At 55.6% G+C, this 22,164-nt stretch carries 21 protein-coding genes and 1 pseudogene; 6 read left to right on the top strand and 16 right to left on the bottom strand.

Annotated elements, in window-relative coordinates:
- Nucleotides 1-73: 73 nt before the first annotated feature.
- Nucleotides 74-1,354, top strand: a complete 1,281-nt coding sequence (locus ACQG2Q_RS01120; RefSeq protein WP_063850215.1) for an MFS transporter — start codon at nucleotides 74-76, stop codon at nucleotides 1,352-1,354.
- Nucleotides 1,355-1,380: 26 nt separating this feature from the next.
- Nucleotides 1,381-2,355: a glyoxylate/hydroxypyruvate reductase GhrB gene (gene ghrB / locus ACQG2Q_RS01115; protein WP_022646684.1), complete on the top strand. Its 975-nt coding sequence runs from the start codon at nucleotides 1,381-1,383 to the stop codon at nucleotides 2,353-2,355.
- 58 nt (nucleotides 2,356-2,413) lie between these two features.
- Here the strand turns inward: ghrB and cspE are convergent, their stop codons facing one another.
- Together cspE and ACQG2Q_RS01105 are read right to left on the bottom strand one after the other, a co-directional pair.
- Nucleotides 2,414-2,626: a transcription antiterminator/RNA stability regulator CspE gene (gene cspE, locus ACQG2Q_RS01110; protein ID WP_003860775.1), complete on the bottom strand. Its 213-nt coding sequence runs from the start codon at nucleotides 2,624-2,626 to the stop codon at nucleotides 2,414-2,416.
- Nucleotides 2,627-2,869: 243 nt separating this feature from the next.
- The gene (locus ACQG2Q_RS01105; RefSeq protein WP_023299059.1) at nucleotides 2,870-3,580 is read right to left on the bottom strand and encodes a DUF3053 domain-containing protein; all 711 of its coding nucleotides are present in this window, start codon (nucleotides 3,578-3,580) and stop codon (nucleotides 2,870-2,872) included.
- A 330-nt stretch (nucleotides 3,581-3,910) separates the two neighbouring features.
- Between ACQG2Q_RS01105 and ACQG2Q_RS01100 the strand changes: the two genes are divergently transcribed.
- On the top strand, nucleotides 3,911-4,198 hold the full coding sequence (locus ACQG2Q_RS01100; protein ID WP_003860776.1) for an HTH-type transcriptional regulator: 288 nt from the start codon (nucleotides 3,911-3,913) through the stop codon (nucleotides 4,196-4,198).
- A gap of 38 nt (nucleotides 4,199-4,236) precedes the next feature.
- Here the strand turns inward: ACQG2Q_RS01100 and ACQG2Q_RS01095 are convergent.
- The 3 genes and pseudogenes from ACQG2Q_RS01095 to ubiD form a co-directional block, all read right to left on the bottom strand.
- Nucleotides 4,237-5,856, bottom strand: a pseudogene (locus tag ACQG2Q_RS01095) (ABC-F family ATP-binding cassette domain-containing protein).
- A gap of 217 nt (nucleotides 5,857-6,073) precedes the next feature.
- The gene (gene fre / locus ACQG2Q_RS01090) at nucleotides 6,074-6,775 is read right to left on the bottom strand and encodes an NAD(P)H-flavin reductase (protein ID WP_003860778.1); all 702 of its coding nucleotides are present in this window, start codon (nucleotides 6,773-6,775) and stop codon (nucleotides 6,074-6,076) included.
- A 39-nt stretch (nucleotides 6,776-6,814) separates the two neighbouring features.
- A complete protein-coding gene (ubiD, locus tag ACQG2Q_RS01085; RefSeq protein ID WP_088581798.1) occupies nucleotides 6,815-8,308 on the bottom strand; it encodes a 4-hydroxy-3-polyprenylbenzoate decarboxylase in 1,494 nt (497 codons plus the stop codon).
- Nucleotides 8,309-8,480: 172 nt separating this feature from the next.
- Here ubiD and rfaH point away from each other — a divergent pair, with 172 nt between their 5' ends.
- Nucleotides 8,481-8,972, top strand: a complete 492-nt coding sequence (gene rfaH, locus ACQG2Q_RS01080) for a transcription/translation regulatory transformer protein RfaH (RefSeq protein WP_032626529.1) — start codon at nucleotides 8,481-8,483, stop codon at nucleotides 8,970-8,972.
- Here the strand turns inward: rfaH and tatD are convergent.
- The 9 genes from tatD to udp form a co-directional block, all read right to left on the bottom strand.
- On the bottom strand, nucleotides 8,969-9,751 hold the full coding sequence (tatD, locus tag ACQG2Q_RS01075) for a 3'-5' ssDNA/RNA exonuclease TatD (protein ID WP_032626531.1): 783 nt from the start codon (nucleotides 9,749-9,751) through the stop codon (nucleotides 8,969-8,971). The two genes, rfaH and tatD, sit on opposite strands and share 4 nt — an antisense overlap.
- Before the next feature lie 41 nt (nucleotides 9,752-9,792).
- A complete protein-coding gene (tatC, locus tag ACQG2Q_RS01070; protein WP_022646678.1) occupies nucleotides 9,793-10,563 on the bottom strand; it encodes a Sec-independent protein translocase subunit TatC in 771 nt (256 codons plus the stop codon).
- Between the two features lie 2 nt (nucleotides 10,564-10,565).
- Complete coding sequence (gene tatB, locus ACQG2Q_RS01065; protein WP_022646677.1) at nucleotides 10,566-11,108, bottom strand: Sec-independent protein translocase protein TatB; 543 nt, start codon at nucleotides 11,106-11,108, stop codon at nucleotides 10,566-10,568.
- Between the two features lie 3 nt (nucleotides 11,109-11,111).
- The gene (gene tatA, locus ACQG2Q_RS01060; protein ID WP_022646676.1) at nucleotides 11,112-11,366 is read right to left on the bottom strand and encodes a Sec-independent protein translocase subunit TatA; all 255 of its coding nucleotides are present in this window, start codon (nucleotides 11,364-11,366) and stop codon (nucleotides 11,112-11,114) included.
- Nucleotides 11,367-11,442: 76 nt separating this feature from the next.
- On the bottom strand, nucleotides 11,443-13,083 hold the full coding sequence (gene ubiB, locus ACQG2Q_RS01055; RefSeq protein WP_022646675.1) for a ubiquinone biosynthesis regulatory protein kinase UbiB: 1,641 nt from the start codon (nucleotides 13,081-13,083) through the stop codon (nucleotides 11,443-11,445).
- On the bottom strand, nucleotides 13,080-13,685 hold the full coding sequence (gene ubiJ, locus ACQG2Q_RS01050; protein WP_022646674.1) for a ubiquinone biosynthesis protein UbiJ: 606 nt from the start codon (nucleotides 13,683-13,685) through the stop codon (nucleotides 13,080-13,082). The genes ubiB and ubiJ overlap by 4 nt, the downstream gene beginning before the upstream one ends.
- Before the next feature lie 13 nt (nucleotides 13,686-13,698).
- The gene (gene ubiE, locus ACQG2Q_RS01045) at nucleotides 13,699-14,454 is read right to left on the bottom strand and encodes a bifunctional demethylmenaquinone methyltransferase/2-methoxy-6-polyprenyl-1,4-benzoquinol methylase UbiE (protein WP_022646673.1); all 756 of its coding nucleotides are present in this window, start codon (nucleotides 14,452-14,454) and stop codon (nucleotides 13,699-13,701) included.
- A 66-nt stretch (nucleotides 14,455-14,520) separates the two neighbouring features.
- Complete coding sequence (gene rmuC, locus ACQG2Q_RS01040) at nucleotides 14,521-15,978, bottom strand: DNA recombination protein RmuC (RefSeq protein WP_063850217.1); 1,458 nt, start codon at nucleotides 15,976-15,978, stop codon at nucleotides 14,521-14,523.
- A gap of 138 nt (nucleotides 15,979-16,116) precedes the next feature.
- Nucleotides 16,117-16,878 (bottom strand): uridine phosphorylase, encoded by a 762-nt coding sequence (gene udp / locus ACQG2Q_RS01035; RefSeq protein ID WP_003860792.1) that lies wholly within the window; start codon nucleotides 16,876-16,878, stop codon nucleotides 16,117-16,119.
- Nucleotides 16,879-17,137: 259 nt separating this feature from the next.
- Here udp and ACQG2Q_RS01030 point away from each other — a divergent pair, with 259 nt between their 5' ends.
- Nucleotides 17,138-17,944, top strand: a complete 807-nt coding sequence (locus ACQG2Q_RS01030; protein WP_023299052.1) for a dienelactone hydrolase family protein — start codon at nucleotides 17,138-17,140, stop codon at nucleotides 17,942-17,944.
- 47 nt (nucleotides 17,945-17,991) lie between these two features.
- On the opposite strand, the gene metE is transcribed toward ACQG2Q_RS01030, so the two are convergent.
- Nucleotides 17,992-20,253, bottom strand: coding sequence for a 5-methyltetrahydropteroyltriglutamate--homocysteine S-methyltransferase (metE, locus tag ACQG2Q_RS01025; protein ID WP_063850219.1), 2,262 nt, complete (start codon nucleotides 20,251-20,253; stop codon nucleotides 17,992-17,994).
- A gap of 115 nt (nucleotides 20,254-20,368) precedes the next feature.
- On the opposite strand from metE, the gene metR reads away from it, so the two are divergent.
- Nucleotides 20,369-21,322, top strand: coding sequence for an HTH-type transcriptional regulator MetR (metR, locus tag ACQG2Q_RS01020; RefSeq protein WP_015570000.1), 954 nt, complete (start codon nucleotides 20,369-20,371; stop codon nucleotides 21,320-21,322).
- Here the strand turns inward: metR and ACQG2Q_RS01015 are convergent.
- On the bottom strand, nucleotides 21,210-22,109 hold the full coding sequence (locus ACQG2Q_RS01015; RefSeq protein ID WP_003860795.1) for a carboxylate/amino acid/amine transporter: 900 nt from the start codon (nucleotides 22,107-22,109) through the stop codon (nucleotides 21,210-21,212). The two genes, metR and ACQG2Q_RS01015, sit on opposite strands and share 113 nt — an antisense overlap.
- Between the last annotated feature and the right edge of the window lie 55 nt (nucleotides 22,110-22,164).

Here is a 22,164-nt window from a genome sequence, read left to right as displayed (position 1 = left end):
CGCACCAGATAATTAAGCCACCGTGTACCCTACAGACAACGGCGGCAACAACCTCAACAACAGAGGCAAGCCTATGAACAGTTCGACCAATGCAGTAAAACGCTGGTGGTACATCATGCCAATCGTGTTTATCACGTACAGCCTGGCGTACCTGGATCGTGCCAACTTCAGTTTTGCATCCGCCGCCGGGATCAACGAAGACCTCGGGATCACCAAAGGGGTTTCCTCCCTGCTGGGCGCCCTCTTCTTCCTGGGTTATTTCTTCTTCCAGATCCCCGGCGCGATTTACGCTGAACGCCGCAGCGTGCGAAAGCTCATTTTCATCTGCCTGATCTTATGGGGTGCATGTGCATCGCTGACTGGCGTGGTGAATAATATTCCTGCTCTGGCGGCTATTCGCTTTATTCTCGGCGTGGTTGAGGCGGCCGTCATGCCAGCAATGCTGATTTACATCAGCAACTGGTTCACAAAATCTGAGCGTTCACGTGCCAATACGTTCCTGATACTCGGTAACCCGGTCACCGTGCTGTGGATGTCGGTGGTTTCCGGCTATCTGATCCAGTCCTTCGGCTGGCGCGAGATGTTCATCATCGAAGGGGTTCCCGCGATTATCTGGGCCTTCTGCTGGTGGGTGCTGGTGAAAGATAAGCCAGCCCAGGCAAAATGGCTTTCTGAAGACGAAAAAGCCGCACTCCAGGCGCAGCTGGATAAAGAGCAGCAGGGGCTGAAAGCGGTACGTAACTACGGCGAAGCCTTCCGCTCCCGGAACGTTATTCTGCTATGCGCACAGTATTTTACCTGGAGTATTGGCGTGTACGGCTTTGTTCTGTGGCTGCCGTCGATTATCCGCAGCGGCGGTGAAAACCTTGGCATGGTGGAAGTGGGCTGGCTGTCATCAGTGCCTTACCTGGCTGCAACCATCGCGATGATTATCGTCTCCTGGGCATCGGACAAGCTGCAAAACCGTAAGCTGTTCGTCTGGCCACTCCTGCTGATCGCTGCTTTTGCCTTCATTGGTTCCTGGGCCGTAGGCGCGAACCACTTCTGGGCCTCGTATACGCTGCTGGTGATTGCGGGTGCGGCCATGTATGCCCCCTATGGTCCGTTCTTTGCCATCATCCCGGAAATGCTGCCGCGTAACGTCGCAGGGGGCGCGATGGCGCTGATCAACAGTATGGGTGCGCTGGGTTCGTTCTTTGGCTCGTGGTTTGTGGGCTATCTGAACGGCGCCACCGGCAGCCCTTCAGCTTCTTACATCTTTATGGGGATGGCGCTTTTTGCCTCGGTATGGCTTACTCTGATCGTTAAGCCTGCTAATAATCAACAGCTACCCGTCGGCGCACGCCACGCCTGAATCCTTTTAAATCAACGGAGATTAGCATGAAGCCGTCCGTCATTTTGTACAAAGCACTGCCTGAAGATCTGCAAAAACGCCTGGAGGAACACTTTACCGTTACCCGGGTAAAGAACCTCAGCCCGCAAACCGTGGCACAGCACGCCGACGCGTTTGCCTGCGCCGAGGGCCTGCTGGGTTCAAGCGAAAAGGTGGATGCAGCGCTACTGGAGAAAATGCCGAAGCTTCGTGCAACCTCAACCGTTTCTGTGGGCTACGACAATTTCGACGTGGATGCGCTTAACGCGCGCAACATCCTGCTGATGCACACGCCACATGCTCTGACGGAAACCGTCGCCGACACGCTGATGGCGCTGGTGCTCAGCACTGCTCGTCGCGTGGTGGAGGTGGCTGAGCGCGTGAAAGCGGGCGAATGGACGAAAAGCATTGGCCCGGACTGGTTCGGCGTGGACGTACATGGCAAAACGCTGGGGATTGTTGGGATGGGCCGTATCGGTCTGGCGCTGGCACAGCGCGCCCATTTCGGCTTCAACATGCCCATTCTGTATAATGCCCGCCGTCATCACGCTGAAGCTGAAGAACGTTTCAACGCCCGTTACTGCGAGCTTGATACGTTGTTGCAGGAAGCCGACTTTGTCTGCCTGATCCTGCCGCTGACGGATGAAACGCGTCATCTCATCGGCAGGGCGGCGTTTGAAAAGATGAAGAAATCGGCCATTTTCATCAACGCAGGTCGCGGCCCGGTGGTCGATGAGAAGGCGCTGATTGAGGCACTGCAAAACGGTGAGATCCACGCCGCCGGTCTGGACGTGTTTGAACAGGAGCCACTGCCGGTGGATTCTCCGCTACTGAACATGCCAAACGTCGTCGCCCTGCCCCACATCGGCTCTGCAACTCACGAAACACGCTACAACATGGCGGCGACCGCCGTGGATAATCTGATTGCCGCGCTCGGCGGTAAAGTGGATAAGAACTGCGTTAACCCGCAGATACAACAGTAGAAACGAAAAAACCCGCCAGAAGGCGGGTTTTTGAATTTTGTGCTACTGGGTTGGAAGCTTACAGGCTTACAACGTTACCAGCTGCTGGGCCTTTAGCGCCGCTTTCGATGGTGAAGGAAACTTTCTGACCTTCATCCAGAGATTTGTAGCCATCGTTCTGGATAGCAGAGAAGTGTACGAACACGTCTTTAGAGCCATCGTCAGGAGTGATGAAGCCGAAACCTTTATCAGCGTTGAACCATTTTACCAGACCAGTCATTTTAGCAGACATAGAAATTACCTTATTAACAAATATATTGTGCCTTCCGGCTTGATGGATTGCGTTACAGATTTTTAAGCGATGAAGGAAGGGTCACTACGAAGGGTATCTATGGATAACAATCTGGACTGCTTTACTAAACTGCTTTAGGTCTGTGTAACAAACCGACGAAGATAGTTATACCGATATGGTAGAAGAATGACAAGCGTTATTTTCATCATGCATAAAAAAACCCCGCCGAAGCGGGGGTTTTTCTTATTCCGTTGCAGCGACCGCTGCGCTCCAGGCCTGGCTAAAGGCCTGATGCTGGGACGCCAGCGGCCCAATCAGCGTATTGTACTGACTCGCCTGCTGGGAGGTCGGGAACTGGATACCGTTAGAGACGAAGCTCACCTGCGTACCCTGCTCATTAATAAAGTCACCCACCTGAACCAGCTGCTGAGTAAAGACTTGCGCCGCCGGGATCAGTGGTTGCAAGGCGTTTGACGGCTTGGTCACGACTTTCTCATACACCTGGTCATAAACCGGCTTGAGATCCTCGTCCTGCTTCAACGCGGAGCGCGACGCATCAGCCTGCATTTTGGCATTTTGCAACTGCTGGCTCAGCACCCCAAGGGCGCCGTTGGACTGGCGCAGCGGTTCGCGCTGGGTCATATAATCCTGTGGAACGCGAATGGCATTGACGCTATCCACGACCGGGCGAATGCCCGAATCCATCGCCTGGCTTACCTGCTGTGAATAGCCATACAGAATGGCGTAATCCGACACGAATGGACCAAACTGTTTTTTCTGATCCGCAGTCAGCGTTGGTAAACGCTCGCCGCTACGCATCACTGTATTCTGTAAAAAATCGATAAACGCTTTGCGCTGATCGCCTTCTTTATCGAAACACCCACTCAGGCTAACAACCATCAACAACGCCGCAATAGGCGCAAACCAGCGAGAGCAGGACTTTCCTGTCGCCATTTTATTACTCCTTTCACCCAAAAAGCGCACACCGGCACACGCGTGCCCAACGCTGACAAGGATAGTCCAGGTCAGCCTTGCAAGATAGAGTTTTCATGCAAAACGGGTATTGCCGTTTTTGTACTGACTATTTACAAAAAAATACCTGTGCATCCCTACATATGATTAATCAGGTAATTAGCATAACTATCCATATAGCTGAAACGGGTAAAGCGATCGTTATCGCACAATTAATCACAACCGTGACGATCCTGTGTTTGGTTTAGGGACTATTCTTAACATGCTCTCTGATGTTCATGATCCCGATGTGTGATTTATGAGGAGTTCTCAATGGAATTAAAAGATCCTGAGTTTGAGCTGCTGAGCAGCCTGGAACAGATTATTTTTAAAGATGTACCGCCGACGGTTACCCTGAATCAAAAGTCCAATCCTTTTAGTGAATTTGAGCGTTTACGCAAAGGGTCGGGCCTGAAAACAGATGAATTCGCAAGAGCGATGGGTGTCAGCGTAGCGATGGTGCTGGAGTGGGAGTCAAAGCGTGAAAAACCTACCCCAGCCGAGCTAAAGCTGATGCGCCTGATCCAGGCAAACCCTGACCTTCGCAAGCAGTTAGCCTGATAAAGTTTGTTTGCCCCCGCCCTTGCGGGGGCTTGTGTTTAGAGGCTTTCACATCGCCATCCCGACTCTTCCCACACCAGCTCATGCGTCAGCTTTAATCCTGCTAAAAACGCTTCATCGTGCGACACCACCAGCAGCGCGCCGGGATAATCGGCAAGGGCCGCTTCAATGGCCTGAACAGAAGCCAGATCGAGGTGGTTGGTCGGCTCATCCAGAAGCAACAGCTGCGTTGCCGCTTCACGCCACAATACGCAGGCCAGCGCGGCCTTCAGGCGCTCGCCGCCGCTTAGATCGGCCAGTGGAAGTGTCACTTTCTCCGCGCCCAGCTGAAGCTGCGCTAAACGGGTACGCAGCGCCCCCTCTTCGAGCGGCGTATTGCCCAGGCTAAGGTGTGTCATCACCGACTGCGACAGATCCAGCCGGGAAAGATGCTGATCGAGATAAGCACATCTGACGGAGACCTTACAGGTTCCCGTAACAGGGGCGGTTTCGCCCAACATCACTTTCAACAGCGTGGATTTCCCACAGCCGTTCGGCCCGCGTAGCGCCACGCGCATCGGGCCATCCATTCGCCAGTTTATCGGGGAGACAGGCACGTGCGGAAGCACCAGTTCTTCCAGCACCAGCACCTGTTTTCCTTCCGGGATTTCACTGCCCGGCAGGGTAAACATCACCGCGTTATCTTCTTCAACCCGCTCGCGTGCCTGGTGAACCGCAGCGTTCAGGGCATGATTTTGATCGCTATGCTGTTTTTTCCAGGAACCAATCCGCTCTTTCGCCGCCCCTTTGTATTTGACCCGTTCAAACGAGGCGATGTTAAGGCTGTCGACCGTGCGAAGCGTTTTGGCCGAACGCCGCTGGCTGTCGTCATGCTCTTTATGCATACGGGCGCGGGTACGCTTGCGTTCGGTGGCAGCATGCTCCAGCGCGGCGCGGGCAGCCAGCTGCTCAGCATCACGCTGGGTTCAATAGTCAGCATAATTCCCGCCGTAGCTGCGCAAGCCCAACGCGCTCAGTTCAAGGATACGCGGTACCTGGGCCAGCAACTCACGGTCGTGAGAGGCCACCAGCACCCCGCCCTGATACCGGGAAAGCTGCTCGTAGAACCACACGCGGCCTTGACTGTCGAGGTGGTTGGTCGGTTCGTCCAGCAGCAGGAAATCAGCATCCGCGGTGAATGCACCGCACAGCAAGGCACGAATGCGCTCGCCGCCGCTTAGCTCTGCCGCGCGTTTGTTCGGCTCAAAAGAGGGAAGTTTTGCAGCGATAAAAGCCTGGCTTAGCCGTTCAGCCAGATCCCAGTAACCATCGAGCGTGTCGAGATCGTCGGGTTCATAATGACCGCCGTCGATGCGCGTGCGCGCCGCAAAGATCGCGTCGTAACCAAGCAGTCCGGCAAGAGTCGTATCCGCAGAAATATCCTGCTGCTGCGCCACATAGACGTGTGTACCAAAGCGCTCAATGTGACCGCTGGCGGGTTCATCAACCCCTGCCAGCAGACGCAGAAGGCGTGTTTTACCGCTGCCGTTGCGGCCAACCAGCGCACACACTGACGCATCCAGAGAAAGATTCAGTGGACCAAAAAGGATATCGCCCGTCGCAAACTGACAGGTGACCTGATGCAAAATAAAAGAGGGGGATTGCGCAAAATGAGCCATAAGCACTCCTGAATGAAATCAAAACATCCCCTGCCGACGCGATGCGTTGAGCAAGGATCGAAATTCATCAGTCGTGTTTGTTCATTTTTGGGGGGCGCTCCTGAGGGCGAAATTTAACGGGAACAAGAATAACGGCAATGCGCCGCCCATTTCAAGGTTAAATTTTCACCAGCGCTATTGCCCGAGCGTAAAAAACCCGCCGAAGCGGGTCTCACAATCAGATAAACGCAAACGCATCGCCAAACAGACGATCTTCCCGCGCGTCACGCTCGTTGCAGAACAGGTCGCGGGCAATTTTCGCCATTTCAAAGCGACCGGCAATGTAGATATCGTGCCCGGCCAGCGTTCCGTGATCCTGCAATACCGCAGTCAGCACCGTGCCGCTGCGCCCGCGCCAGCCCTCTTCCGGCTGCTCGACAACCGGCTCGATGCGCAGGTTTGGATGATTGACGCTCAGCGCTTCCAGCTCAGACAGATCGTAAAGGTGCTTCTCTTCACGGCCGCCCCAGTAGATGGTGATATCGCGATTTGGATTACGCGCCAGCGCCGTCAACAGAATAGAGCGGACATAGGAGAAGCCTGTACCACCGGCAATCAGGATCAGCGGACGGTCTTCGTCTTCACGCAGCCAGGCCTCGCCATGAGGAATATCGACCACGATTTCACGCTCTTTCAGGATGCGATCCATCACGGCCATCGCGTACAGGTTAAGCTCAGACGCACCAATATGCAGCTCAATAAATTCCTTCTCTGCTGGCGTTGAGGCCATAGAGAAAGGACGCTTATCACGCTCGTCCATCACGACCATCAGGTACTGACCGGCACGGAATGAGAATGCCGCTTCAGGAACCAAACGGACGCGATATACGGTGTCGGTAATAGCATCTACCGACGTCACTTTACAGCTTAAGGTTGTCATTCGCTCTCTCTGTCGGGAAGTCTATAGGGCTAAACGGTCTTATTCTGCCTTACCGTTATTCATTATGGCCAGCTCGTCCCAGATCGCGTCAATTCGCGCGGTCACGGCAGGATCTTTTTCGATCGGGCGACCCCATTCACGGTCGGTTTCGCCAGGCCATTTGTTCGTGGCATCCAGTCCCATTTTTGAACCAAGGCCGGAAACCGGCGAGGCAAAGTCCAGATAATCAATCGGCGTGTTTTCCACTAACACCGTATCACGCGCCGGATCCATACGCGTGGTGATGGCCCAGATGACGTCATTCCAGTCGCGGGCATTGACGTCATCATCGCAGACAATCACAAACTTGGTATACATAAACTGGCGCAGGAAAGACCATACGCCCATCATCACGCGCTTAGCGTGACCGGCATACTGCTTCTTCATCGTCACCACCGCCAGGCGATACGAACACCCTTCCGGCGGCAGATAAAAATCAACAATTTCCGGGAACTGCTTTTGCAGGATCGGCACGAACACTTCGTTCAGCGCCACGCCAAGTACCGCCGGTTCATCCGGTGGGCGGCCGGTGTAAGTTGAATGATAAATGGCATCTTCACGCTGGGTAATGTGCGTGACGGTGAATACCGGAAAGTTATCCACTTCGTTGTAATAGCCGGTGTGGTCGCCGTACGGCCCTTCGGGTGCCAGCTCGCCCTGTTCAATGTAACCTTCCAGCACGATCTCTGCGCTGGCTGGCACTTCCAGGTCATTGGAGATGCACTTCACCACTTCGGTTTTGGTACCGCGCAGCAGCCCTGCAAAGGCATATTCAGACAGCGTATCAGGAACAGGCGTCACCGCGCCCAGAATGGTTGCCGGATCGGCACCCAGCGCGACGGAAACCGGGAAGCGTTCGCCCGGATGGGCCGCGCACCACTCCTGGAAATCCAGCGCGCCACCGCGGTGGGACAACCAGCGCATGATGAGCTTGTTTTTGCCAATCAGCTGCTGGCGGTAAATGCCGAGGTTTTGACGCTCTTTATGCGGCCCACGCGTCACGGTGAGGCCCCAGGTAATCAGCGGTGCGGCATCTTCAGGCCAGCACTGCATGATCGGAATTTTGGTCAGATCAACTGCATCGCCTTCCAGCACTTTTTGCTGGCATGGCGCGCCGCGCAGGCGTTTGGTGGGCATATTCAACACCTGCTTAAACTGCGGCAGCTTGTCGAACAGGTCGCGGAACCCTTTTGGCGGCTCCGGCTCTTTCAGAAAGGCCAGCAGTTTGCCCACTTCACGCAGCGCCGTGACATCTTCCTGCCCCATGCCCATCGCCACGCGGCGAGGTGTGCCAAACAGGTTGCACAGTACCGGCATAGCGTAGCCTTTTGGGTTTTCAAACAGCAACGCCGGGCCGCCCGCGCGCAGGGTGCGGTCAGCGATTTCTGTCATTTCCAGATACGGATCAACAGGAAGCGTAATGCGTTTGAGTTCGCCCTGCTTTTCCAGCAGCGCCAGGAAGTCGCGTAGATCGTGGTATTTCATGCAGTTAATCATGGCCTCTCTGTAAGCGCTTCATTATACGGCGTAAGACCGCGTGATGCTGTAATTTTGTTAAATTAGCGTGAACTTCCACGACTTACTCTCTTTTTCGCCATTATAATCACCTTAGCGATCCCGCCAGGGTTTTGGTATGCTTGCGCCCCGAACAATGGGAAGAGTGATTATGCAGGCCTGGTATTTACTGTATTGCAAACGCGGGCAACTTCAGCGCGCACAGGAACATCTTGAACGTCAGTCTGTTAACTGCCTGACGCCCGTGATCACGCTTGAAAAAATGCAGCGTGGAAAACGCACGACCGTCAGTGAGCCTCTGTTCCCGAACTATCTGTTCGTTGAGTTCGACCCCGAAGTGATCCACACCACGACGATCAGCGCCACGCGCGGCGTCAGCCATTTTGTACGTTTTGGCGCCCATCCGGCAAGAGTACCGTCATCGGTTATTCATCAGCTCTCTGTCTACCAGCAGCCTGAAGATATTACCGATCCGGAAACCCCTTATGCCGGGGACAGCGTGGTGATCACCGAAGGCGCTTTTGAAGGGTTACAGGCCATCTTCGCTGAACCAGACGGTGAAGCGCGTTCTATGCTGCTGCTCAACCTGCTGAACAAAGAGGTGTTGCAGAGCGTTAAAAACACCGATTTCCGCAAAGTTTAGAACTGCACGCCGAACAGACGACGCACGTTGTCATCGGTTTGGGCTGCCAGCCACTGCGCATCTTCCCCGCGCCAGTACGCCACTCGCTCAGCAATGTGTCCCAGATAAGCCGGTTCGTTACGTCGTGATGCCGGTTTGGGCTGCATATCCCGGGGCAACAGATACGGCGCATCCGTTTCCAGCAACAAACGATCGGCCGGGATTACGGATAACAGCTCGCGTAGCTCCAGCCCACGACGCTCATCGCACACCCAGCCCGTGATACCCAAGTAAAGCCCGCGGTTCAGGCAATCCAGCGCTTCCTGACGGGAGCCCGTAAAGCAGTGCAACACCGCGCCTGGCAGTTTCTCCAGCCAGGGGTCCAGTAGCGCCAGAAAACGTTCATGCGCATCGCGACAGTGCATAAACACCGGCATCCCCAGCTCTGCAGCCAGCGCGAGCTGGGCGGTAAATGCCTTCTCCTGCTCTTCAGGCGTCGAGAAGTTACGGTTGAAATCAAGCCCGCATTCGCCAATGGCAACCACTTCTGGCGTAGCCGCCAGACGATGAAGCGCCTCAGCGCTTTCCTGCGTCCACTGGCTGCTGTCATGAGGATGCACGCCTGCAGTGGACCAGCAGTGTTGATAGCGTTGCGCCAGCTGCCGTGCCTGCTCACTCTCATGCAGATTTGTTCCCGTCAGTAACAGCCCGTTCACGCCGGCGGCAAAGGCGCGCGCCACCACCTCATCGCGGTCTTTCGCAAACTGGGCGCTGGTCAGGTTAAGCCCGATATCAAACATACGTATCCCCATATGACAACCGCCCTGACGGGCGGTTGGTTTTATTCTTTAGTGGTCTCTTCAGACGGCTCGTCTTCTTCGTCCCGGGTACGCCCCTTTCCGACGTAGAAACGAGCGAAGAATACGCCGACTTCAAACAGGCAGTACATGGGTATCGCCAGTAAGGTTTGCGAGAAGACGTCCGGTGGCGTTAACAGCATACCTACGACAAATGCCCCTACCAGGATGTACGGGCGCTTTTTACGCAGATCGTCAGGCGTGGTCACCCCCACCCAGCAGAGCAGGACAATCGCGACGGGCACCTCGAAGGCGACACCAAAGGCCATAAACAGCGCCATAACGAAGCTGAGGTAGCTGGCGATGTCCGTCGACACCTGTACCCCTTCCGGCGCGGTATGCGTCAGGAAGCCGAAGGCCAGCGGGAAGACAACGAAGTAGGCGAACGCCATACCGATATAAAACAGCAGCGAACTGGACACCAGCAGCGGAATAACCAGCTTGCGTTCATGCCTGTACAGCGCGGGTGCCACAAATGCCCAGACCTGATACAAAATGACCGGCGCAGAGGCAATCAACGACACCCAGAAGGTCAGCTTGATCGGGGTAAAGAACGGCGAAGCAACGTCCGTTGCAATCATCGTTGCGCCCAGCGGCATCTGCTTAATCAGCGGTGCGGAAACCACCTGATAGATATCGTTGGCAAAATAGACCAGACATAAAAAAATGAGGAAAACCGCAATAATGCAGTTTAACAGACGCTTACGCAGCTCAATGAGGTGCGTAATCAGCGGTTGAGTATCATCTACTGCCATGTTTACGCTTTATCACTCGACGAGGGGGATGATTCGGAAACGGGCGCGGCGGGTTTTACCTCAGCCGTTTTGACCACGGGCTCTTCCGGCGGCACCTGCTTTTTCACTTCGGGCTCCTGCGGCGATTGCTCTGGCGAAGCAGCCTGATGCTCCGCGCTGGAAGGCGTCACACCCTCGCGCTGCTCTTCGCTGCCCTTCACCACCGGATTATGGATGGTGTTTGCTTCATCACTCGCCTTCTCAGGATCGTTAACGCTGTATGAGCGCTTCATGGATTCAGCCGCTTCGCGCAACTCATCCATGGATGCTTTCAGCTCCGGCGTCAGGTTATCCATGCTCGCCTTTTCAACCTTTTTCAGGCTGTCCTGAAATTCCTGAAGCTTCAGTTCCTGCGCCAGCTCGTTCTGCACGGTCGTTGCCAGCGAACGGAGCGCACGCACCCAGCCCACGACAGTTTTTACCGCAACGGGTAAACGCTGCGGCCCCAGCACAATCAAACCAATCACAAAGACCAGCAGTAACTCACCAAAACCAATGTCGAACACGAATTACACCTGCTCTTTATCGTGACGTTTGGCCTCTTCCTTTTTGGCTTCGTCCTGCTTATCGGCGATAGATTTAGCGGTAAAATCAGCATCCTGACCGCTTTTTTCCTGCTTATTCTCATCATCGCTCATGGCTTTCTTGAAGCCTTTGATTGACGCGCCCAGGTCGGAACCAATTGATCCGAGTTTTTTCGTGCCGAACAGCAGCACAACGATGACGGCAATGATCACTAACTGCCAGATACTGATACCACCCATGCGTGTTCCCCAGTGATAGATGATTAATTAGTCAGATCGCATTATACGTATGCAATCCCTCGATAGCGACGCTAATTCAGCGTGTTTTTTGCCAGCCAGCAAGCCAGACAACCACACCGGCAGCCATAATCCAGGCTGGCATCATTTCCCAGTCCGGACGATTGATCAACAGCAACGTGCCGCTTATCAGCAGCGTCGCGCCAATTCCGAAGAGATAGCGGGACTGCCCCTGACGCACGCGACTGGATTGAAGCTCGTGCGCGATTTTATCCATGCTGTGCTGAAGGTTCTTGCTCTGACGCAAACTGTCGTAAACCAGTTCAGGAATTTCTGGCATTTTTTCAATCCAGAACGGGCCTTTCTCTTTAAGCGAGCGAACCAGGGCTGGAATACCGACCTGATCCTTAATCCAGGATTCGAGGAACGGTTTCGCGGTTTTCCACAAGTCTAACTGAGGATAGAGCTGGCGGCCTACGCCCTCAACGTAAAGTAATGTTTTCTGAAGTAAAACTAATTGTGGCTGCACTTCCATATTAAAACGGCGTGCGGTGTTGAACAGGTTGAGCAGAACATGCCCGAAAGAGATCTCTGAGAGCGGCTTTTCAAAAATTGGCTCACAGACGGTACGGATCGCAAATTCAAACTCTTCCACGTTGGTATCTGGCGGAACCCAGCCTGAATCCACGTGCAGTTCGGCCACCTTACGGTAGTCGCGATTGAAGAAAGCGATAAAGTTCTCGGCGAGATAACGCTTATCCTCTTTATTCAGCGAGCCGACAATACCGCAGTCGATGCCAATGTACTTCGGATCTTCCGGGTGCTCATAGCTGACGAAAATGTTGCCCGGATGCATGTCAGCATGGAAGAAGCTGTCGCGGAAAACCTGAGTAAAGAAGACCTGCACACCGCGCTCGGCCAGCAGCTTCATGTTGGTGCCCTGTTTTTCCAGCGCTACCACGTCCGAGACCGGGATGCCGTAGATACGTTCCATCACCATCATGTTCTGACTGCAATAGTCAGAATAGACTTCCGGAACATACAGCATCGGACTGTCTTCAAAGTTTCGACGCAGCTGAATGGCGTTCGCCGATTCACGCAGCAGGTTAAGTTCATCGATGAGCGTTTTTTCGTATTCCCGTACCACTTCCAGCGGACGCAGACGGCGGCCATCCGGCAACAGACGCGGCACCCAGCGAGCCAGGCGATAGATCAGCTTCATGTCCGCTCTGATAACCGGCAGGATATCCGGGCGAATCACCTTAATGACCACCTCTTTGCCATTCTCCTTCAGGCGCGCGGTGTGAACCTGCGCAATAGAGGCAGAGGCCAGAGGCTGAATGTCGAAATCATCAAACCAGGTCTCGATGGGGATATTGCCCATCGCTTCTTCGATTTGTTTCTTCGCTCTCTCTCCGTCAAACGGAGCGACGCGGTCCTGCAATAGCGCGAGCTGATCGGCAATCTGCGGCGGGAAAAGGTCGCGACGCGTTGAGAGCATCTGCCCAAACTTGATCCAGACCGGTCCCAGCTCCTGCAACGCAAGACGCAGGCGTGCGCCCAGCTCCTGATCCTTATGGCGATTCGGCATCCAGAACAGCGTGCGACGCCAAAGCCGAAGCGGCAGGGTGATACGCATTCTGGGGATAAGCTCGTCGAGCCCGTAGCTCAAAAAGGTGCGAACGATAAAATAGAGGCGCCGAATTTCACCAGGCGTCATTTGCCCTCCAGTTTTTCAAGCCGTTTGGTTAACGCATCAACTGCGCGCTCAACTGCCGCGGTCTCTTCTGCAAACCAGGCGACTTCTAAAGGCCCAGGGGCCATACGCCACTCTTCGGTCAGCACCTCGGCAGCATAGCGCTGTTGACGGAGCAGGCCTTTACGCAGGAAAGTGGAACCCGTGCGCAGCGTTTTGCTTATCCCTTCAGCCGCGATGTCGCCGATATAGGGCGCCAGCAGTTCCGCGGGGTCAAATTCAGCCTGATCGCTGAGTGCAACGAAGTTCTGTACCACCTGAATATCGCCCTCGACCTCCAGCTCACCGCTGCGAATAAGCGCCGTCATCTGCTGACGGTCACGCAGTTTTGGCAATACGCTCATGTGCGTAATCACCGAGCAGTCAGCCTCGCCTTCCCACTCCCCCAGAACGTCAAGCTGGCGTTCGCTGAAGACCAGCACAAGCGGCGTCGAGAACTCTTTTAAAACGATACGCAGCACCTTTCCGTTAAGCCGCTGACGTGCGGTTTTTAGCGCCGGGGCGCGATACAGAAAGGCATTCAGTACATTCTCGATGCCTGCGGTGACTAAGGGTTTAATGGGCACGGGAAACCTCCACTCAGAACTTGTAACCACGATGCAGCGCGACGACACCCGCCGTCATATTGAAGTATTCCACGTTTTCAAACTCCGCATCCTGCATCATCGCTTTCAGCGTGTCCTGATCCGGGTGCATTCGGATGGATTCGGCCAGATAACGGTAACTTTCTGCATCGTTTGCCACCAGCTCGCCGATGCGCGGCAGAACGTGGAAGGAATAGGCATCGTAAGCTTTGCTCAGCGGGTCGATAATCGGTTTAGAAAACTCAAGTACCAGCAGTCGGCCACCCGGCTTCAGCACGCGGTACATAGAGCGCAGCGCTTTATCTTTATCGGTCACGTTACGCAGGCCGAAGGAGATGGTGATGCAGTCGAACGTATTGTCCGGGAACGGCAGCGCTTCGGCGTTGGCCTGAACATATTCAACGTTGCCTACCACGCCGATGTTACGCAGCTTTTCGCGTCCCATTTTCAGCATGGAGTCGTTGATATCTGCCAGCACCACGCGACCGGTTTCGCCAACCAGACGGGAGAATTTAGCGGTCAGATCCCCTGTGCCGCCGGCTAAATCCAGCACCTTTTGTCCACGGCGCACGCCGCTGCAATCAATAGTGAAGCGCTTCCACAAGCGATGAATGCCAAACGACATCAAATCATTCATCACATCGTACTTCGCCGCCACGGAATGAAATACGTGGGCCACCATGTCAGCTTTCTGCGCTTTGGCGACAGTCTGAAAGCCAAAGTGCGTTGTGTCTTGTGAATCGTCAACCATCTCAGAGCCTGCTAATCAGTCAAATGTTCGTGAAGTGTAACAGATTGGGCGCATTTGCCCTACGTTTCAACCACCGCGAAAGAAACGCGCCGACTGCGCTTCGGGGGATAAACTCGCCGCTAACCCATTGTCTTCATTGCGGCTATTTTGCTCACCATCGCCTTCACGCAAACGAAACTCCTCGTCCTGAGCCGTAGCCTGCTCCACCAGTTCCGGATTAATCTCGCGTTTAACTTCCACCCCCAGACTGCGAAACGCCTCCGCCTGCGCCAGCAAATTGCCGCGCCCGGAGGAGAGTTTTTTCATCGCCTGGCGGTAGTTATCCTGCGCGCGATCCAGGCTTTGCCCCACCGAGGACATATCATCCACAAACAGCCGCATTTTGTCGTACAGCTTGCTGGCGCGATCGGCAATCTGCTGCGCGTTACGGCTTTGGTGCTCATAACGCCACAGGTTGGCAATGGTACGTAACGCCACCAGCAGCGTGGTGGGGCTGACCAGCATAATGTTATTTTTCAGCGCTTCGGTGATCAGTTCGGGCTGTCTGTCGAGCGCCAGCAGGAAGGCAGGCTCAACCGGAATGAACATCAGCACATAATCCAGCGATCGCAGCCCCGGCAATTGTTGATAATCTTTTCTGCCCAGCAGACGGATATGGTTACGCACGGAGGCGATATGCTCCTGCAACGCTGTTTCGCGGGTATAGTCATCCTCCGCGTTGAAGTAGCGCTCATAGGCCACCAGCGTCATTTTGGCGTCGATAACCACATCTTTGCCCTGCGGCAGACGAACAATGACATCCGGCTGCATCCGCGAGCGCGCATCGTTTTCAATGCTGACCTGCGTTTCGTATTCGTATCCTTCACGCAGGCCAGAGGCCTCCAGCACGCGCGTCATGACCACTTCGCCCCAGTTTCCCTGCGCTTTGTTATCACCTTTCAGTGCGCGCGTCAGGTTAACCGCCTCCTGAGCCATCTGCGCATTCAGCTGCTGGAGATTACGGATCTCATGCGCCAGCGTGTGGCGCTCGCGAGCCTCCTGACCAAAGCTGTCCTGCACCTGACGGCGAAAGCCGTCCAGCTGTTCACGCAGCGGCGTCAGAAGGCTGTTCAGGCTCTGGCGGTTCTGCTCATCCACGCGGCGATTGCTGTGCTCAAAAATGCGGTTCGCGAGGTTCTCAAACTGCTCGCTAAGACGCTGCTCGCTGTTGATCATCTGACGGATTTTGTCTTCGGCGTGCAGTTGGGTGGATTCAAGGCGGGTGGTCACTTCCCGGAGATCGGCCTCCAGCGAGGTGTTAATGTCGCGAAGATTGCGCAGTTCGTTATTGAGCAGTTCACACTCATCGCGCCAGTGGTCACACAGCGCAAGCTGTTGTTTCGTCGCGCTGAGTTCGGCGACGATCTCTTCGCGCTCTGCCAGCTGTTCGGCTTTCTGCTGCGCATGCTGGTAGCCGGAAATGAGCCAGCCAATTCCCACGCTCACCAGCGCAATCACTGCATAAATCAGGATTGAGATATCCACAATGCCCCCTGCATCAACGTATTACCGCACAAAATAGAATTGTGCTGTATGAACGTCCAGTTTGAAAGGGTTTTCCTGCGAGGCGTTACGCAAAAAAGAAAGGCCGAGCATGTCGGCCTTTTAGCACTGAAGAGAGAATTAGATCAGACGGCGCGCCGCTTCAACCACGATTTTCACCGCATGGCTTTCCGTCTGCTTCATGGTTTCAGCGTTCGGGATCTCCTGCTGGGTACGGTTGACGATAACGCCCGCCACCATACCGGCACGCAGACCCTGGCTTGCGCACATGGTCAGCAGCGTCGCAGATTCCATTTCGTAGTTCATGACGCCCATCGACTGCCACTCTTCCATTGAGCCTTTGAAACGGCTCACCACGCGACCAGAGAAGGTGTCGTAACGCTCCTGGCCCGGGTAGAAGGTATCGGAAGAGGCAGTGACGCCCACATGGGTGGTGGCGCCCACGGATTTCGCCGCTTCAACCAGTGCGGTGGTGCATTCGAAATCAGCCACTGCCGGGAATTCCATCGGTGCAAAGTGCAGGCTTGCCCCGTCCAGACGCACGGATGCGGTGGTAACCAGCACGTCGCCCACGTTGATGTGCGGCTGAATGGCGCCTGTGGTGCCAATGCGCAGGAAAGTACGAATGCCCAGCTGTGCCAGCTCTTCAACGGCGATAGAGGTAGACGGGCCACCGATACCGGTAGAGCACACGATCACCGCTTTACCGTCCAGCTCTGCGCGCCAGGTGGTGAATTCGCGATGCGCTGCCAGCTTAACCGGCTTATCCATCAGCGCGGCGATCTTTTCCACACGCTCAGGATCGCCAGGGACGATAGCAAGCGTAGCCCCTTGTAAATCGTTTTTAGTGAGGCCGAGATGAAAAACATCAGACTTAGACATAGGTGACTCCTCTGTGGGTCGGTTTGTCAGAAGAAGTAAAACGGTACTTTACAGAAGCAATGTGCATTATTTCGTGACACACCTCACCATGAATGAAAATGATTGCAGTTAATTTCCATAAAATAGTGATTCACATCACATTAACAAGTTATATCGCCGGGTGCTGCACAAAAGATAGACGCTATAAGGCACTGTGGGTTGTTAACCTGGTGTCTATATTTATCTTTGCGCTAATCCATTCATTGGTACGGAGAATGCCATGACTGAAAAAACCGGTTTTGCACCTGCTGCGGCCCCGCATGCTTCAACCATCGTCTCAACCCCTGAAGAGGCCATTACCGCAGGCGAGACCTCCATTCCCTCCCAGGGAGAGAACATGCCAGCGTACCACGCGCGGCCAAAATCCGCCGATGGCCCGCTGCCCATCGTGATCGTGGTGCAGGAAATATTTGGCGTTCATGAACATATTCGCGACCTCTGCCGCCGTCTGGCGCTGGAAGGTTACCTGGCCGTTGCGCCGGAACTCTATTTCCGTCAGGGCGATCCGAATGATTACAGTGACATCCCGACGCTGTTCAGCAACCTGGTCAGCAAAGTGCCGGACGCGCAGGTGCTGGCCGATCTCGACCACGTTGCCAGCTGGGCAGCGCGCAACGGTGGCGATGCGCATCGTCTGATGGTGACTGGCTTCTGTTGGGGCGGACGCATTAGCTGGTTGTACGCCGCGCATAACCCGCAGCTAAAAGCGGCCGTGGCCTGGTACGGCAAGCTGGTGGGTGAAAAAACGCTGAATTCACCGAAGCAACCTGTTGATATTGCCACGGATTTAAATGCGCCTGTGTTGGGGCTCTATGGCGGTCAGGATACCGGGATCCCGCTTGATACGGTCGAGACCATGCGCCATGCGTTGCGCGCAGCAAACGCGAAGGCGGAAATTGTGGTGTATCCGGAAGCCGGGCACGCCTTTAATGCCGATTATCGTCCGAGCTATCATGCGGAATCGGCGAAAGATGGCTGGCAGCGGATGCTGACATGGTTTAGCCAGTACGGCGGGAAAAAAGCGTAAAAGCAAAAAGCCCGGTGGCGGCTACGCCTGACCGGGCCTACATTTCATCAAGCCTGACGCAAATTCTGCGCCGCCTGCACCATGCTCGCCAGCGCCGCGCGGGTTTCAGGCCAGCCACGGGTTTTCAGGCCGCAGTCCGGGTTTACCCACAGACGTTCCGCCGGGATGCGCTGGGCCGCTTTTTGCAGCAGCGATTCAATCCACTCCACGCTTGGCACATTCGGGGAGTGAATGTCGTACACGCCCGGCCCGATTTCGTTCGGGTAGTCGAACTCTTCGAACGACTCCAGCAGTTCCATGTCTGAACGCGAGGTCTCGATGGTGATCACATCGGCGTCGAGCGCGGCAATGGAGTCCATGATGTCGTTAAATTCGCAGTAACACATGTGGGTGTGGATCTGCGTATCGTCCTTCGCGACGGCCGCGTTGAGGCGGAACGCCTCCACGCCCCACTGTAAGTAAGCATCCCAGTCGCTGCGACGCAGCGGCAAACCTTCACGCAGCGCAGGTTCGTCGATCTGAATGATGCCAATCCCGGCCGCTTCCAGATCCGCAACTTCATCGCGCAGCGCCAGGGCGATCTGTTTGGCGATGGTTTCCCGGGTTACGTCTTCACGCGGGAACGACCAGCAGAGAATGGTCACCGGACCCGTCAGCATGCCTTTTACCGGTTTGTCGGTCAGAGACTGGGCATACTTCGCCCACTCCACGGTAATCGCTTCCGGGCGGCTGACGTCGCCGATTACCACCGGCGGCTTCACGCAGCGGGAGCCGTAGCTCTGCACCCAACCGTTCTGGGTAAAGACAAACCCGTCCAGGTGCTCACCGAAGTATTCCACCATGTCGTTACGCTCGGCTTCACCGTGCACCAGCACGTCCAGACCTAAACGTTCCTGCTCGATAATCGCCTGTTTGATGTGTTCCGCAATACCGGTGCGGTAGTGATTCGCATCCAGATTGCCCTTTTTGAAGTCCAGGCGCAGGCTGCGGATCTCGGTAGTCTGCGGGAAGGAGCCGATTGTCGTGGTCGGCCACGCGGGCAGGTTAAAGCGCGCACGCTGGGCTTCGGCGCGCACTTCATACGGGCTCTGGCGCTGGCTGTCCCGGGCGGTGATAACCGCCAGACGTTTTTCCACTGCCGGGTTATGCACGCGCGTCGAGTGACGGCGCGCCTGGATCGGAGCGCTCCAGTCGCTAATCGCTGCCGTGTCGCCGCTGTTCAACGCATCGCGCAGCAGAGCCAGCTCCTCACACTTTTGCAGGGCGAAGGCAAACCAGCTTTTCACCTCAGGGTCGAGTCGGGTCTCCACGCTCAGGTCAATCGGGCTATGCAGCAGGGAACAGGAAGAGGCCACCCACAATTCACGTTTACCGACTATGTCTTTAATTTGTGCATATTTCTCGGTGAGATCGGCACGCCAGACGTTACGACCATTCACCAGACCGGCAGAGAGCAGCCAGTCCACTGGCAGACGCTTGTGCAACTCTGCTACATCGTCTTTGCCGTGAACGAGGTCAACGTGCAGACCCTGAACCGGCAGCGCGGTAATGGTTTTCAGGTTCGGCGTGACGCCTTCGAAGTAGGTGGTCAGCAGCAGCTTCACCTGCCCGGTGAGCGCGTTATACGCCGGTTTGAAGGCGTCCAGCCACGCCTGCGGCAGCTCAAGCACCAGCGCCGGTTCATCGATTTGCACCCACTGAATGCCGCGTTTGCCCAGCTCAATCAGCACCTGCTTATAAACCGGCAGAATGTCGTTCAGCAGGCTGAGGCGGTCGAACTGTTCGCCTTTCACTTTGCCCAGCCACAGGTAGGTTATCGGCCCCAGCAGCACGGGTTTCACCTGGTGACCCAGCGCCAGCGCTTCGTCCACTTCATCCAGAAGCTGGGTCCAGGTCAGTTTGAACTGCTGGCCTTTAACGAACTCCGGCACCATATAGTGATAGTTGGTGTTGAACCACTTGGTCATTTCCGCCGCCGCCGCTGGCTCACCCGTTGGCGCGCGGCCACGGCCGATGCGGAACAGGGTATCGATATCCACCGATCCATCGTTGTTCTGATGACGAGCCGGCACGTTGCCAAGCAGCAGGCTGGTGGTCAGAACATGGTCGTACCAGGCGAAATCGCCCACCGGCAGCAGGTCAATGCCCGCCTGTTTTTGCTGTTCCCAGTGACGCGCGCGCAGCTCACGTCCCACCGCCAGCAGTTCTTCACGGGTGGCGTTACCTGCCCAGTAGCTTTCTTGCGCTTTTTTTAGCTCGCGACGCAGGCCAACGCGAGGGAAACCGAGAGTGTGAGTGCGGATTGTCATGGTATGCCCCTTGTGAAATTCGTTATTTAGACGTCCAGATGTTTACACATCTATAATTGGCAGGTACTGTATATTCCTCAAGCGCAAAATGTTCATGGCGAAGTGAAGGACTTTCATGATCGAGATAAAACACCTGAAAACGCTACAAGCGTTGCGGAACTGCGGTTCTCTTGCGGCGGCAGCGGCCACGCTGCACCAGACTCAGTCTGCCCTTTCTCACCAGTTCAGCGATCTGGAACAACGCCTCGGCTTTCGTCTTTTTGTGCGTAAGAGCCAGCCTTTGCGCTTTACGCCGCAGGGCGAAATTTTGCTTCAGCTGGCGAACCAGGTGCTGCCGCAGATTGCCAGCGCGTTGCAGTCCTGCAACGAGCCGCAGCAGACCACCCTGCGCATCGCCATTGAGTGTCACAGCTGTATTCAGTGGCTGACCCCCGCGCTTGAGAACTTCCGCCAGAAGTGGCCGCAGGTGGAGATGGACTTCAAGTCCGGCGTCACGTTTGATCCGCAGCCGTCGCTTCAGCAGGGTGAGCTGGATCTGGTGATGACCTCAGATATTCTGCCGCGCAGCGGTCTGCACTATTCGCCAATGTTTGATTTTGAGGTACGTCTGGTGCTGGCCCCGGACCATCCGCTGGCCGCCAAAACGCGTATCACGCCGGAAGATCTGGCAACGGAGACCCTGCTGATTTACCCGGTACAGCGCAGTCGTCTGGATATCTGGCGCCATTTCCTGCAACCCGCAGGCATCAGCCCACAGCTGAAAAGCGTGGATAACACGCTGCTGTTAATTCAGATGGTGGCGGCCAGAATGGGAATTGCGGCGCTGCCGCACTGGGTGGTCGAGACGGTTGAACGCCAGGGTCTGGTGGTTACCAAAACCCTGGGTGAAGGACTGTGGAGCCGGCTGTACGCCGCCGTGCGCGACGGCGAGCAGCGTCAGCCGATTACGGAAGCGTTTATTCGCTCAGCGCGGAACCACGCGTGCGACCATCTTCCGTTTGTGCGGAGCGCGGAGCGACCCAGCGGCGATGTACCCACAGCGAAGCCAGGATCACCGTTCCCCCAATAAGGAAACTCGGCCAGTGCGGCTGTTCCTGCCAGATGGCGAGGTTCACCAGTAGCCCCGCCGGCACGTGCACGTTGTTCATGATCCCCAGCGTTCCGGCGTCTACCTGCGTCGCGCCGTAGTTCCACATAAAGTAGCCCAGCCCCGACGCCACCACGCCCAGCCAGACCAGAACGCTCCACTGCACGGGGGTGGTTGGCAGCTTTTGCGGGTTGCCGAGCATAAACCATGCCGCAATCGCGACAATCGCTGCGCCCATATAGAACCACGCAAACGCGTTATGCTGCGGCATCGGGCGGGTCTCCATGAGGCGTTTGTAGCCCACCATCCCGATGGCGAAGCTGATATTGGCGAGCTGGACGAACATCAGCCCGGTCCAGAAGTGATCGCTCACCTTGTCATAGCGAATTATCGCCGCGCCAATGACTGCCAGCGCCGCGCTCAGCAGATATCCCCAGCGCAGGCGGCGCCTGCTGAGCAGGTCGTAAATCAGCGTGATATAGAGCGGCGTGAGCACGGTAAAGAGCAGAAATTCCGATACGGAGAGGTAGACGTAAGCCCGGAAGCTGAACAGGTACATGATGCCGAGCTGCATTGCGCCTACCAGCATGTACAGCAGAATGGTTTTCAGCGATTGCCCGCGGGTACGCAGGAACGGCAGGAACACCAGCGCCGCCAGCCCCACACGCATCAGCACCGAAAAGTAGCTGTCGACCGATCCGGCAAGGTATTCGCCAATCAGGCTAAAGGAGAAGGCCCACAGGATAGTGGTGATAATGAGTAGCGCCACAATGCTTGTCTCTCAGAAAGAAGGAGAGGCATTGTAGCGAACTCTTTAGTTGACA

It is taken from the genome of Enterobacter cloacae complex sp. 370H10 (genome assembly GCF_050031535.1).
Taxonomy (GTDB): Bacteria; Pseudomonadota; Gammaproteobacteria; order Enterobacterales; family Enterobacteriaceae; genus Enterobacter; species Enterobacter intestinihominis.
This window is presented reverse-complemented; position numbering and strand designations above follow the sequence as displayed.